The organism is Paracidovorax valerianellae, from assembly GCF_900102625.1.
Lineage (GTDB): Bacteria > Pseudomonadota > Gammaproteobacteria > Burkholderiales > Burkholderiaceae_C > Paracidovorax > Paracidovorax valerianellae.
The window spans coordinates 315,052-329,232 of record NZ_FMZC01000001.1 but is presented as its reverse complement, the minus strand read 5'-3'; the positions used below and the strand labels follow the sequence as shown (position 1 = coordinate 329,232).

Here is a 14,181-nt window from a genome sequence, read left to right as displayed (position 1 = left end):
GTAGTGCCGATGCACTGCGCCGATAGATCACGCTACCGGCGCAGCACAACAGCACCGTTTCAGTCCGTCAGCGGCCTGGGCATACCGCCCGTGCCCAACCCGGCTGGGTCGGCTGCCAGTCCAGCGTCTTCGCCCATGCCCAACTCGGCGCCGGTGGTCGGGTCGCCATCGGTGCGAGACGCCGTGCGTGCGGCCATCTGCTCGACGGCCGGCGCTTCCATTTCATTGAGGGTGACGGTGGCCAGGCCATCGCCGCCGTCCACGGGCGCGGAGTCTTGCGAAAGAGGCACCACGTTCCAACGCTCGCCCTGGTTCCAGGGGCCGCGCACTTCGGGCTCGCCTTGCGACATGCGGAAGTACACGCTGGTGAAGCGAGGGTCGCCGGGCAGCTTGCCGGGCGGGAAGTTGGGCTCGATGGCGTACAGCGCTTTCTCGAACGACTTCTGATGGGCGATTTCGCGCGTCATCAGGAAGGTCAGCGCGTCTTTCACGCCCGGGTCGTCGGTGAGGTTGATCAGGCGTTCATAGACGATCTTCGCGCGGGCCTCCGCCGCGATGTTCGACCGCAGGTCGGCCGTGGGTTCGCCGATGGTGTCGATGTAGGCGGCCGTCCAGGGCACGCCTGCCGAGTTGACCAACGGAGGGCCACCGCCGTAGAGCACCTGCGTGATGTGGCTGTCATTGCCCGCGCCGGTGATCGACCGATACATCTCGCCTTCCTCTTCCACGCCTTCTGCCAGCCGGCCCTTGGCGCCCTTGTTGAGCATGCCGACGATGGTACCGATGATCTCCAGGTGGCTCAGCTCTTCGGTTGCAATGTCGAACAGCATGTCCTTGCGGCCGGGGTCATCCTCGCCCAGGGCCTGGGTGAAGTAGCGGCAGGCTGCGGCCAGTTCGCCCTGCGGCCCGCCGAATTGCTCCAGCATCAGGTTGGCCAGGCCAGGGTTGGTTTCGCTGATTCGAACGGTGTATTGCAATCGCTTGTTATGAGAAAACATGAATGCTCCTTGTGGGTTGAGCCAGTGGGATCACCGACAGACAACGCCAAGCGGCGTCCCATGGCTCAGGGCAAGCGGTGTGCCGCTCATGGGGTGTGTCGAAGGGCTGAGAGGGAGCAGCCAGCCAATTGGCGGCGCCGTCCGACAAAACCGGGAACCTGCGTTGCTATCTTCAACGGATCGAGACAACAGCACGCACCGCGCCAGAGCGGTGCGGAAAAGGAAAAAGGCAAAGGGCACCATGCACTCCACAGACCATCCCGAAGGCAAGCACTGCGACACCGTCGAATACTTGAAGCAACATTCCCTCGTGGTCGTGACCGCGGAGTCCTGCACTGCAGGCCTGATCGCCTCGCGCCTAGCCGCGACGCCGGGAGCCGGCGAGGTGCTGGAATCGGCTTTCGTGGTGTATGACCCGAAGGCCAAACAGCGGCAACTGGGCGTGCCGGCCGAGCTGATGGAAAAGTACAACCTCACCAGCGAGCCCGTGGCGCTGGCCATGGCGCGAGGGGCCTTGCGCAACAGCGATGCCAACCTGGCCATTGCCAATACCGGTGTGGCGGACGACTGCGATCCCGAGGTCGAACCCGGCACGCAGTGCTACGCCTGGGTGTTCAAAATCCCACGCGAAGAAGGCGGCCAAGGTGGCGAAGAAAAATGCGGAAACGGCGACGGAGATGGCGTTCAGGCCTTTGCCGAGACCCGGGTTTTCAAAGGCACGCGCAATCAGGTCCGTGAGGCCAGCGCGGACTATGCCCTGCAGCGCATCGCGCACTACCACCGGCAGGCGATGGGCGCCGGTGCGCAGTGAGTGGTGGCCAGCGGCCAAGCCATGCAGTAATTTTTACCGTGGATTTTGCTGTGCGCTCCTGGGGCCGCTAAGGCCACCAGATATCGTCTTCCCGAATGCGAATCGTGGCGCCGGGTTCGCGCCACGCAAGTTGCAACGCCAGTGCATGGATGCGTGGCAAATGGCGGGACAGCGTAGCCTGCAGGCTGGCCGCTTCGTCGTGCGCGCCCAACCGCAGCAGTGCCTCTTTATCGATATCGACCTGCACCCAGCCTTGCGGCGTCACGATGCGCGTCGTCAGGTCTTGCGAGGCTGCCGTGGCAGCGGCGTCAACACCGCGGTGCTGATGATCGGCCAGCCGGATCACTGCGCCTGCCCATCGGGCACGCTGCCGTGGGTGCGGCCTGAATTGCTGGGCTGAAACAGCGCGCCTTCCGGATGGCGTGGGGACGTGCCGTACTGCTGGCGTTCGACCTGCTTGGCCGACATCTTGTCGGCCACCGAGGGCAGCACCTTCGCCAGCGTGGTGTTCAGCACCGACATGCCGCCCACCTTCACATCGCGGCCGCCGCGCACGGCCGCTTCCAGGATGGCTTCTGCCACCTGCTGCGGATCGATCATGGGCGTGGGCAGTTTCGGTTCCTTGTCCATGTAGTTGCGCGCGTGTTCCGGGAACGGGGTGTTCACCGCCGTGGGCTGGATGAGCGTGACCGTGACGCCGCTCTTGTCGACCTCTTCGATCTCGACGCGCAGGGCATCGGTGAACCCTTTGACGGCGTGCTTGGAGGCCGAATACATGCCCTGCAGCGGTACGACCGCGTCCGACACTTCGCTGCCCACATTGATCAGCGTGCCGCCGACCAGCTTGAGATAGGGCAGGGCGATGAGCGAGCCATTCACCGTGCCCCAGAAGTTGATGTCGAACAGCCGCCGGCTCTCCGCCTCGTCCACTTCGTCCAGCCGGCCGTAGATCGACAGGCCGGCATTGTTGATCCAGGTGTCGATGCGGCCGAAACGGTCGATGGCGACCAGTGCGGCCCGCTCCAGTTGCGCGCGGTCCGACACGTCGGCCGGCACGGCGACGGCGTCGCCGCCCTGCGCGTTGATCTCGCGTTCCAGCGTTTCGAGCACGTCGCCGCTGCGGGCGACCAGCACCAGGCGTGCGCCCTGGAGCGCTGCCTGCTGCGCCGTGCACAGGCCGATGCCGCTGGAGGCGCCGGTGATGACGATGGCTTGATTCTCAAGGTGTTTTTCGGCTTTGGACACGGGGCTCCTCACGAATGAATGCAACGGGGTTAAACGTTGCCGGACTGCGGCAAACCACGTGCCACTGAATGGGAGCAAATTCGCGCGCCGTGCAGTAGCCCCCCGGTGGCCTCAGGCCGGCCCCACCAGCAGCTGGGTTCTTTCGTCTTCGATTCGCCGCACCTCATCGGCCTTCACGTAGTACTCGCGGTCGTAGTCGAAGGTGTGCACGACCGCCACGATCAGCAGCCCCAGGAACGCGAGGACCGCGACGGCCCACATGTACCAGACCAGCGCGAAGCCGCACAGCGTGCTGAGCGCCGCCAGCACCACGCCGGCCCAGGTGTTGCGCGGCATGTGGATGGGGCGGAACCCGGTCACCGGCGCTCGTAGCCGGCTTCCTTCATGTGGTACCAGGCATCCGATTCATGCACCCGCGGGGTGAAGGCGAAGTTGTACGGTGGCGGCGGCGACGCCGTGGACCATTCCAGCGTGCGGCCGCCCCACGGGTCGCCCGTGGTGTCGGCCAGGGCGGCGCGGCGGCGGTAGCTCACGAACACCTGGATCAGGAAGGCGCCGATCCCCAGCGCGATGAGCGCGGTGCCGAAGGCCGAAATCTGGAACCAGATCTGAACCGAAGGGTCTTCGAAGCGGCTCATGCGGCGCGTGACGCCCATCAGCCCCAGCACGTAGCCCGGCATGATCGCGAAGTAGAACCCCACGATCCACAGCCAGAATGACCACTTGACCCAGAACGGGTCCAGCCGGTAGCCGAACGCCTTGGGGTACCAGTAGTTGATGCCGGCGAACAGGCCTAAGAGCACCCCGCCGATGATCACGTTGTGAAAGTGCGCGACCAGAAACAGGCTGTTGTGCAGCACGAAGTCGGCCGACGGCACCGCCAGCAGCACGCCGGTCATGCCGCCGATGACGAAGGTCACCATGAAGCCGACGGTCCACAGCATGGGCACTTCGAACTGGATGCGGCCCTTGTACATGGTGAACAGCCAGTTGAAGATCTTCGCCCCGGTCGGGATCGAGATGATCATGGTCGTGATGCCGAAGAACGAGTTCACGCTGGCGCCCGAGCCCATGGTGAAGAAGTGGTGCAGCCACACGAGGTACGACAGGATGGTGATCACCACCGTGGCATAGACCATCGAGGCATAGCCGAACAGCTTCTTGCGGGTGAACGTGGCGACCACTTCCGAGAAGATGCCGAAGGCGGGCAGGATCAGGATGTACACCTCCGGGTGGCCCCAGATCCAGATGAGGTTGATGTACATCATCGGATTGCCGCCGAAGTCGTTGGTGAAGAAATTCGTGCCCACATAGCGGTCCAGCGTGAGCAGGCCCAGCACGGCCGTCAGCACCGGGAAGGCAGCGACGATCAGCACGTTGGTGCACAGCGAGGTCCAGGTGAAGATCGGCATCTTCATCAGACCCATGCCGGGCGCGCGCATCTTCACGATGGTGACGATCAGGTTGATGCCCGACAGCAGCGATCCCACCCCGGCGATCTGGAGCGACCACAGGTAATAGTCCACCCCCACGCCCGGGCTGAACAGGATGCCGGACAGCGGTGGATAGGCCAGCCAGCCCGTGCGCGCGAACTCCCCCACGAAGAGCGACGCCATCACCAGAATGGCGCCGCCCGCGGTCATCCAGAAGCTGAAGTTGTTGAGGAACGGGAAGGCCACGTCGCGCGCGCCGATCTGCAGCGGCACCACGTAGTTCATGAGGCCCGTAACCAGCGGCATCGCCACGAAGAAGATCATGATCACGCCGTGCGCCGTGAAGATCTGGTCGTAGTGGTGCGGCGGCAGATACCCTTCGGCCCCGCCGACCGCGACCGCCTGCTGCAGCCGCATCATCACGGCGTCGGAAAAGCCCCGCAGCAGCATGACCAGGCCCAGCACCATGTACATGATGCCGATGCGCTTGTGGTCGATGCTGGTGAACCAGTCGCGCCACAGCCGGCCCCACAGCTTGAAATACGTCAGCGCCCCCAATAGCGCCGCGCCCATCGCCGCCACGACGATGAAGGTGTAGAGCAGGATGGGCTCGTGAAAAGGAATGGCCTCCAGCGTGAGGCGGCCCAGGACGAGCTGGGCGAGGTCGTGCATTTCGGGCATGGTTGTCCGTCAAGGTCCAAGGGATGGGGCGCCGCAGCGAATGCGGCGCCTGAACTCGGCGAACCCTCGGCAAACTGCGTGCCTGCCTGGCACTGGCCCGCGCCGGTCGAGGCCGGCGCCGACCCTCCGCTCAAGGGCCGGAACGGGCGATCGTGGGCGTGGCGGCTGGGTCGCGCTTGTGGGCGCTAGCCAAGTAGGTGTTCACGATGATCTTTTCGGCCTCGCGGTCCACCGGCTTGCCTTCCAGGAAATCGTCGATGGTTTCGTAGTTCACCCCGAAGGCGTCTTCATCCGGCCGCTGGGGCGCCAGCGTTTCCAGATCGGCCGTGGGCACCTTCATCACCAGATCGCGCGGCGCGCCCAGGGCGAAACCCACGGCGCGCACGCGCCGTTTGTTCAGGCCGGCCAGCGGCAGCACGTCGGCGGCGCCATCGCCGTGCTTGGTGAAGAAGCCCATCAGCGCCTCCGCCGCGTGGTCCGTCCCGATGACGATCCCCGCGTTGGCCCCGGCAACGGCGTACTGCGCCACCATGCGGGCCCGGGCCTTGATGTTTCCCACCAGAAAATCCGCCGCCTTGGCATCGCCCAGGTCCACGCCCGCGGCGATGAGCGCCTGCTGCAGGGCATCCACCGAAGGGCGGATGTCCACGGTGTGCACCTCGTCGGGCGCGATGAACTCGATGCAGCGCGCTGCCTCGGCCTCGTCGTGCTGCTGGCCGTACGGCAAGCGCATGGCGATGAAGCGGGCGTTCTCGCCCGCCGCGCGCCGCCGGGCCGCGGCCCGCTGCGCCAGGCAGCCGGCGACGAGCGAATCCACGCCCCCGCTGATGCCGAGCACGTAGGCACGGCGACCGCTGCGGGCGAGGTACTTCGCCAAAAAATCGACACGCCGTTCCAGTTCGGTTTCCGCGTCGAACTCACGCAGCACCGACAGCGATTCCAGGATCTTTTGCTGGCTGGGCCTTTCACTCATCTTCATGGGCTCCTCGAAGGGTTGGCAGGGCCACGGCTGCGCCAAGCGAGTGGCACAGCCGTGGCATGGCGAAGGGGATAAGTTAGGCGCGGCCCGGACCAAGCCGGTGTCGGACAGAGCCGGAATGCCGGGGCCGCCGGCAGCGCACGCGCTCGGGTTTGCCAAGGCACCAATGGTAAAAAGTGCCTCCAGCGCAATAAATACGCCGGTTTATTGCTATTAAAAACATAGCAATTGCCGGCCGGTATCGATCCGTCAGTCTTCCCGCCCGGTTTGCTGGGACGACTTGATCAGCGCCATCAGTTCCTTCACCTCGACCGGCTTGACCAGGTGCGCATCGAATCCCGCCTCGGCGGCGGCCTGCCGGTCCGCTTCCTGGCCCCAGCCCGTGAGCGCGACCAGCAGCACGTCTTTGCCGCCCGGCATCGCACGCAGCCGGCGCGCCACCTCATGCCCGCTCATGCCCGGCATGCCGATGTCCAGCACCGCCACATCGGGCATCGCCTGGCGTGCGGCCGCCACGGCCGAGGGGCCGTCGGAACAGGTCTCGACCTCGCAGCCCGAAATCTGCAGCAAGGTGGCGATGCTCCAGGCGGCATCGGCGTTGTCGTCCACCACCAGCACCCTCGGCGCGATGCCGGGGGGGGCCTCGGCGGGTTCATCCGCCGGCAGGGGCTGCGGTTCGGCAGACGGCGCCACTTGGATCAGCGGCAGCCGCACGGTGAAGACGCTGCCCTGGCCGCGCCCCGGGCTCGTGGCTTGTACCGAGCCGCCGTGCAGCTCCACGATGCTGCGCACCAGCGCCAGCCCGATGCCCAGGCCCCGCGTACCCGGAACGTCGGTCTCCTGCACGAACATGCCGAACATGTCGTCGATGCTGCCGGCCTCCATGCCGATGCCGTTGTCGGTCACCGTGATGACGACGGTCTGCCCGTCCACGGTAGCCTTCAGCGCGATGTGCCCGGCTTGCGGCGTGTACTTGGCGGCGTTGGCCAGCAGGTTGGAGAGCACCTGGCTCAGCCGCACCAGATCGGCGTCCAGCACCACCGGCTCCGGCGGAAGCACGACGTCCAGCCGGTGTGCGCCGGCTTCGATCGCGGGCCGGGTCGTCTCGATCGCCATGTCGATGACCTCGGACAGCAGCACATGGCCACGGCGCAGCTCCAGGCGGCCCAGCCGCAGGCGGGAGACGTCCAGCAGGTCGTCCAGCAGCGCCTTCATGGCGGCCGATTGCCGGTCGAGAATGTCGGCGGCGCGCACTCTCCTCGGGTCGTCCAGCTGCGCCGTCTGCAAGGCCTGCGCGGCGCTGCGGATCGATGCCAGCGGGTTGCGCAGCTCGTGCGACAGCACCGCCAGGAAGCGGTCCTTGGCCGCATCGGCGGCCTCCAGCGCGCCGTGTGCCGCTTCGCGCTGCCGCAGGGCTTCCACCAGTTCCGCCCGGCTCATTTCCAGCTGCTCCTGGGTTTGCCGCGCCCGGCTCTGGTCGCGCAGGATCTTGACGAAACCCACCACCGCGCCGCTGGCGAGCATGGGCATCAGCACGCCGCTGGCCCAGAAGGTGCTGCCGTCCTTGCGGCGGTGCAGCCGGTCGTCCATGGCACGGCCTTCCGTCAGCGCCTGGCGCACTTCGGTCTGCGGCGCGCCTCGGGCACGGTCGTCGTCCGTGAAGATGATGTCCGCCGGCTGGCCCAGCACCTCGGCTTCGGTGTAGCCCAGCAGCCGCTCGGCGCCCACGTTCCAGCGGGTCACCCGCAGTTGCGGGTCGGTGGAGAAGATGGCGAACTCGACCGCGTTCTCCACGATGAGGCGCAGTTGCTCTTCACTGCGGCTCAGGGCCTCTTCCGCCCGCTTGCGCTCGGTCACGTCGGTGCACATCACCAGCGCGGCATCCGCACGGCCCTGCACGTTGGACAGGCGGCTCACGCTGTTGAAAGTCCACAGCACCGAGCCATCCTTGCGCAGGCAGCGCTTTTCGACCTGGAACGGCTCGCCATGGCGGGCCAGTTGGTCGAACAGTGCGGCGCTTTGCGCCCGGTCGTCGGGGTGCACCACATCCAGCAGCGACATGCCGATGATCTCCGCCTCGGTATAGCCCAGCAGTTCGCGGTAGCTGCGGTTCGTGAACTCGATCCGGCCGTCCAGCGACACCTCCATCACCCCCGCGGCGGCCTGGCTGACGATGAGGCTGAAGCGCTCTTGCGATACGCGCAGCGCCTCCTGGCTGTGCTTGCGCTCGGTGATGTCCACGAAAGTCAGCACCACGCCGGCAATGCGGTCGTCCAGCGTGCGGTAGGGCAGGGCGCGCACCAGGAACCACTGGCCCCCGCCCTTGCCCACCTCCCGCTCCATCGGCACCAGCCGCTCGAGCACGCGGCGCGCATCGGCCGTCATTTCGGGGTAGTCGAGGTGCGTGGCCAGGTCGGACAGCGGGCGGCCGATGTCGGAGGGGATCAGCTTGAACAGCGTGACCGCCGAGGGCGTGAAGCGGGTGATGCACAGCTCGCGGTCCAGGAACACCGTCGCGATCGCGGTGGCATCCATCAGGTTGTGCATGTCGCTGTTGGAATGGCCCAGTTCATCGACCTTGGTCTTGAGCTCGTGGTTGACCGTGGTGAGCTCTTCGTTGATCGATTGCAGCTCTTCGCGGCTGGTTTCCAGTTCTTCCGTCGCCGAACGCAGCTCTTCGTTCATGGCCTGCAGCTCTTCGTTGCTGGCCTTGAGTTCTTCGGTGGAGACTTCGTACTGCTCGACCGTGTCGCGCAGGTGCAGCTTCATGCGCTCCAGTTCATGCTCGAGGTGCTGGGCGAGGGGCTCGGTGACGGCCGTTGCGCGCACCTGCACGTTCGGCACCGGCACGGCTGCCGATGCGGGCTGGATGATCACCAGCAGAAAGCCTGGCGCCATCTCGTGTACAGGCACAACACGCACCACCAGCGCGGTGTCGCTGCCGCCCTTGTCGATCTCCACGGGCGGTGTTTCCACGGCCATCTTGCGCTGGGTGGCCTGGTACAGCGCCGCACGCACTTCGATGCGCAGGTCTTCGTGGATGGCCCGCAGCAGATTGCGGCTGGGCTCGCCGCCCTGGAAGCGCAGATATTCGCCCGCGTTGGGCGAGAGGTGCACGATGTCGTGCTCGGCATCGATCAGCACCGAGGGCGGCGCGATCTTTTCCAGCAACCGGAAATGCAGGTCGCCCCAGCTGTTGGAACGGCCTTCCAGATGGGGCAGGTCGCGCGAGGTCGAGGGCGTCGCGGCGAACGCCGGGCCGGCGACCACTGGGCCGGATCGGGCCGAATGCTGGGCCTCCAGCGCCAGGGCCAGCGTGCCGGGGCCGGAGGGCACCGGCAGCCCGGCGCGCGGCGTGACCCGCTGGCTGTAGATGCGGTGCTTCTTGTCGAGCACGGCGAACAGGGGGCTGCTGTCTTCCACCGATTCGGAAGAGCCCAGGAACATCAGCCCGCCCGGCTTGAGCGAGAAGTGGAAGGTGTCGAACACCCGGTGCTGGGCGTTGCGGTTGAGGTAGATCAGCAGGTTGCGGCAGGTGACCAGATCGAGCCGCGAGAAGGGAGAGTCCTTGAGCACGTCGTGCACCGCGAACAGCACCATTTCGCGCACTTCGCGCCGCATGCGGTAGCCGCGGTGCTCTTTCATGAAGTACCGGCGCAGCCGCTCTTCCGACACATCGGCCTCGATGGCCGTGGGGTAGAACCCTTCGCGTGCGACGCTGATGGCTTCGTCGTCGAGGTCGCTGGCGAACACCTGGATCATCGGGGCCGCATCGATCTGCCGGGCGTATTCGCTCAGCAGGATGGCGATGGAATAGGCCTCTTCGCCAGTGGCACAGGCGGCCACCCACACGCGCACCGTGTCGCCGGGGCCCTTGCCGGCGAACAGGTCGCCGATGCGGGCCTCCAGCGCGGAGAAGCACTCGGGGTCCCGAAAGAAGTTGGTCACGCTGATGAGCAGGTCCTGCAGCAGCGCTCCGGCCTCGCCGGGCCGGGTGCGCAGGCAGTCGAGGTAGCCCTGCAGGTCTTCGATGCCGTTGACCTGCATGCGACGCCCGATGCGGCGCAGGATGGTGGCCCGCTTGTAGTAGGCGAAATCCCGCCCCGTGCGCGTGCGCAGGAAGATCAGCACGTCGCGCAAAGCGGCTTCGGTGGCCGTGCCCTGCGGCACGCGCTCTTCCAGCGGCTGGGGTCCATTTTCGGAGGGCAGCTTGATACGGCGTTCGCTGCGGTAGTAGTCCAGCAGCCGGTCGGGAATGCTGGCGGCGGGCAGCGTCCAGTCCACCATGCCGGTGGACAGGGCCGCGCGGGGCATGCCGCTGTGCTCGGCCTGGTCGGGGTCCTGCGCGATGGTCAGGCCGCCGCGCTCCTTGATGCGCTTGATGCCGATGGCGCCGTCGCCATCCAGACCGGAGAGCACGATGGCCGTGGCGTGCGGCCCGTAGGTGTCGGCCAGCGTGCGAAAGAAAAGGTCCACGGCCACATGGCGGTGGCGCTGCGTGGGCAACTCGGCCAGCTGCAGGAAGCCGTCGTAGGTGCGCAAGGCCTTGCCGGGCGGAATGACATACACCGTGTCGGCTTGCACCTTGCAGGTCTCCCGCACCTGCACGACCCGCATGGTGGTGGACCGCTGCAGGATCTCGGCCAGTTCGCTGTCGTGTTGTGGCGAGAGGTGCAGGATGACCACGAAGGCCAGCCCGGGGTTGGCAGGCATCGCCTGAAGAAAAGCCTGCAGGGCAGGGATGCCGCCCGCCGATCCCCCGATGCCGATGAGAGGCAGCATGTGGTATCCCCGCGTGGGCACCACGTTGTCCAGCGTTTCTGCCTCCCGTTCTTCGGCTTCGTCGGGATTGGTTTGCGGTTCATCCATGGTTCGATCTTTCTCGTGAGCGCCAATTATCGATGGCGGCAGCATCGATTCCATCCGGAAAAAGGCGCCGGATGGATGGCTTAGGGCACGCAGCATGCCCGGTTGGGCGTGGCATGTTTGTCCGTGTTTCTCGCACCCGGCAGTGGGATTGCGTGGGTGGGTGCGTGTACGCCTGGTGCGATGGTGACGCGGCGCTGTGCTGTGGGATGCCTGGTGCGTGATGCCTGCGCAATGGATCCAGGCATTCAGCGGCGGAGTCAAAGGCGCGCGGATGAAGGAGGGAGGCGGGCCATGGAGGCACCGGCTGAAGACCGTCACGGCTGAGTGCAGTCCCTGCAAGGCTGCCGCAGCAGCTGCACCGCAGCGCTTGCAGGTATCTGTGATGCTTTTGGGGCGTCAGGCGCCTGCGCCGTATTCCTTCAGCCGGTTGTAGAGGGTCTTCATGCTGATGCCCAGCATGGCCGCGGTCTGCTCGCGCCGCTGCCCGCAGTGCGCGAACGTGGCAAGGATCAGCAAGCGTTCCACCTCGGCCAGCGAACTGCCCAGCGGAATGCGCAGCTCTGCGGGGCTCGCCGAATCGCCAACTGGCGCTGCCATGGAAACTGCCGGAGCCTCCGCTTCGGACTGCATCGGCACCAGGTCGCGCGGCAGCCACCGTTCGGTCACGGGGCCTTCCTGCGTCATCACGAAAGCGCGCTGCAGCACGTTGCGCAGTTCGCGCACATTGCCGGGCCAGCGGTACTGCGACAGCCGCTCCAGCGCGGCGGGCGTGAGCGTCTTGCGCCCACCTTCGCGCGCTGCGATGTCGTCCAGAAAATGCTGTGCCAGTAGGGGCAGGTCTTCCAGCCGCTCGCGCAGCGGCGGCAGGTGCAGCGGAAACACGTTCAGGCGATAGAGCAGGTCTTCGCGCAGTGCTCCCTCGGCCACCGCCTGCGCCAGATCGCGGTTGCTGGCCGCCACGATGCGCACATCGGTGTGCCGTGCTTCGGTCGAGCCCACACGCATGAAAGTGCCGGTTTCGAGCACGCGCAAGAGCTTCACCTGCAGCTCCAGCGGCATCTCGGTGATTTCGTCCAGGAAGAGCGTGCCGCCGTTGGCCCGTTCGAAAAATCCCAGGTGCTGGCGCTCCGCGCCGGTGAAGCTGCCGCGCTCGTGGCCGAAGATTTCGCTTTCGATCAACTGGGGCGAAATGGCGCCGCAATTCACCGCCAGGAAAGGCCCCTCGCGGCGGCGGCTGAGGTCGTGCAAGGTGCGCGCGACCAGTTCCTTGCCCGAACCGCTTTCGCCGGTCACAAACACCGACACCGAAGTGCCGGCCACGCAGGCGATCTGCTCGTACACCTCGCGCATGATGGGCGAGCGCCCCAGCAGGTGGCCGAAGCGGCCCGTGGCCTCCCACTGCCGGCGCATGTCCTGGATTTCAGCTTGCAGCGTGGAAGGGGAGCGGGCCCGGGACAGCACCGCATGCAATCGCCGGGTATCCACCGGCTTGATCAGGTAATCGGCCGCGCCAAGGCGCAGCGCCTGGATCGAGGTATCGAGGCTGGCATGGCCCGTGATCAGCACCACCTCGGCGTAAGACAGCAACTCGGCTTCCTCGCACAACGACAAGCCATTGCCGTCTGGAAGCTGCAGGTCCAGCAGAACGATGTCCGGACGCTGCAGCGCGATCTGCCGGCGTGCATCCCTGAGCGAAGATGCTGTTGCGGCCGTGAATCCGCCTGTGTGCAACAGGCTCGCCAGCATGCGCGCGGAGTCTGCGTCGTCTTCGACGACCAAGGCATGGGCCATGCGGAACTCCCCAAGTAAGAATTTGAAAAAAGGGGAATTATTGGCGGGGATGGCCCAGCCGTCTGTAAACGAAAGTACGGCTCAGTGGCGGTCGTGGTCCATGCCTTGCGCGATGGCCCGTTGCCATTCGTTCCAATCAGCCCATGCATCGAAGCCAGCCCGTTTTGCCGCACCTTGATCCAATGCCGGCTGGCCGGCCGCTTCTGCAGGCGCAATGGCCACCATGCGCCCTGCATAACCCGCCTCGCGCGCGGCTTCTGCCAGCTGGCGCGCGGTGTCGGCGGGAGCGGCGTCCGCCACCACCAAGCCGGGAACGGTCTGCAACAGCACTTCCAGGGGGGGCTTTTTTTCCGAGTTTTCCAGGATGCGGTAACCCTGCAGCTCCAACGCGTGCGCCACCGCTTGCCGGTCGTCGGGATCGTTCATGGCCACCAGCACGGTGGAGTGCTGCTGCCTGGCGGGGCGTCTGGGCGCATCGTCCCAGCACGGCAGCCAGAGGGACGGGTTGCCGCCTTCGTCGGCCGCAGCGATGCGCCCGCCATGCAGTTCGATCACATCGTCGGCGAGCAGATCGAGCAAGCTCACATGGGTGCCTGTCAGCACACGGATATCGAAGGGTGGGCCTTTCCGTGCTTCGGGCGGCTGTTTCTGGTCGCCTTTGATCTGCAGACAGATTTCTTCGCCTTGTGCGGTGACCGAAAGGTCCATGCGCAGGCCCGACGCCGCGGCCTTCTTGGCCCGCAGGAAGATCTGCTCGATCGCCTTGCGCAGCAGGCGCGGGTCGGCCATGACGCGCAGGTTCGGGGCGATGTGCTGGGTGCACGAATCCCCGTCGACAGGGTCCAAAACGCTTTCCCACGTGGACCGCACCAGTTCCGAAAAATCCAGCGCCACGGCACGCAACGCCAGACGGCCTTCCCGGGCGGCGAGCACGTCTTGCAGGTCATCCACCATTTGCGAAAGGTGCCGCGTCTGGCGCACGGCGACCGCACAGGCTTCGCTTCGCACTTGCGTGTTGCTTCCCGCCAGCGAGATCACTTCGAGCGCAGCGGACAGCGCGCCCAGGGGGGTACGGAATTCGTGGCCCAACCCGGACATGGAAAGCGACGGTGCGTCGTAAGAGTGATTCGGCACCGGCGTGGATGTTGGGATGTTTTTCATGATGGCGGTGGCTGGAATGTCCATTCCTCAATAGCGCTTGCGGCTGTCGGGCATGCGGCATGCGGCGTGCCAGCCAGCGCTGCTGGCAAAGCATCGCGACAGCCGGCCGATTTTCCAAAACGGCAGCAATTGCCGCAATCTCTACCGTTTCGAAGCGTTGGCTACTGACCCGTTCCTCAGGGTTGTCCCTGGTTTTACGGCATTTCTGCGGCT

At 66.0% G+C, this 14,181-nt stretch carries 8 protein-coding genes and 1 pseudogene; 1 reads left to right on the top strand and 8 read right to left on the bottom strand.

Translation table 11 applies throughout. From position 1 onward, the window contains the following. Positions 1–59: 59 nt before the first annotated feature. Positions 60–998, bottom strand: a complete 939-nt coding sequence (locus BLT03_RS01475; RefSeq protein ID WP_092739589.1) for a manganese catalase family protein — start codon at positions 996–998, stop codon at positions 60–62. Between the two features lie 241 nt (positions 999–1,239). Between BLT03_RS01475 and BLT03_RS01470 the strand changes: the two genes are divergently transcribed. Next, positions 1,240–1,809, top strand: a complete 570-nt coding sequence (locus tag BLT03_RS01470; RefSeq protein ID WP_092739587.1) for a CinA family protein — start codon at positions 1,240–1,242, stop codon at positions 1,807–1,809. Between the two features lie 67 nt (positions 1,810–1,876). On the opposite strand, the gene BLT03_RS01465 is transcribed toward BLT03_RS01470, so the two are convergent. The 7 genes and pseudogenes from BLT03_RS01465 to BLT03_RS01435 form a co-directional block, all read right to left on the bottom strand. Further along, positions 1,877–2,155 carry a hypothetical protein gene (locus tag BLT03_RS01465; protein ID WP_092739585.1) on the bottom strand — a complete coding sequence of 93 codons (279 nt, stop codon included), beginning with the start codon at positions 2,153–2,155 and terminating at the stop codon, positions 1,877–1,879. Then, positions 2,152–3,054: an SDR family oxidoreductase gene (locus BLT03_RS01460; RefSeq protein ID WP_092739583.1), complete on the bottom strand. Its 903-nt coding sequence runs from the start codon at positions 3,052–3,054 to the stop codon at positions 2,152–2,154. The genes BLT03_RS01465 and BLT03_RS01460 overlap by 4 nt, the downstream gene beginning before the upstream one ends. 111 nt (positions 3,055–3,165) lie before the next feature. Continuing rightward, positions 3,166–5,168 (bottom strand): annotated as a pseudogene (gene cyoB, locus BLT03_RS01455) (cytochrome o ubiquinol oxidase subunit I). Between the two features lie 130 nt (positions 5,169–5,298). Then, positions 5,299–6,147 carry an NAD(+) synthase gene (nadE, locus tag BLT03_RS01450; RefSeq protein WP_092739581.1) on the bottom strand — a complete coding sequence of 283 codons (849 nt, stop codon included), beginning with the start codon at positions 6,145–6,147 and terminating at the stop codon, positions 5,299–5,301. Between the two features lie 249 nt (positions 6,148–6,396). After that, positions 6,397–11,016 (bottom strand): PAS domain S-box protein, encoded by a 4,620-nt coding sequence (locus BLT03_RS01445; RefSeq protein ID WP_092739579.1) that lies wholly within the window; start codon positions 11,014–11,016, stop codon positions 6,397–6,399. A 396-nt stretch (positions 11,017–11,412) separates the two neighbouring features. Beyond that, entirely contained in the window at positions 11,413–12,807 is a 1,395-nt protein-coding gene (locus BLT03_RS01440) for a sigma-54-dependent transcriptional regulator (RefSeq protein ID WP_092739577.1), read from the bottom strand. A gap of 81 nt (positions 12,808–12,888) precedes the next feature. After that, positions 12,889–13,968 (bottom strand): hybrid sensor histidine kinase/response regulator, encoded by a 1,080-nt coding sequence (locus BLT03_RS01435; protein WP_175537624.1) that lies wholly within the window; start codon positions 13,966–13,968, stop codon positions 12,889–12,891. Positions 13,969–14,181: the final 213 nt, after the last annotated feature.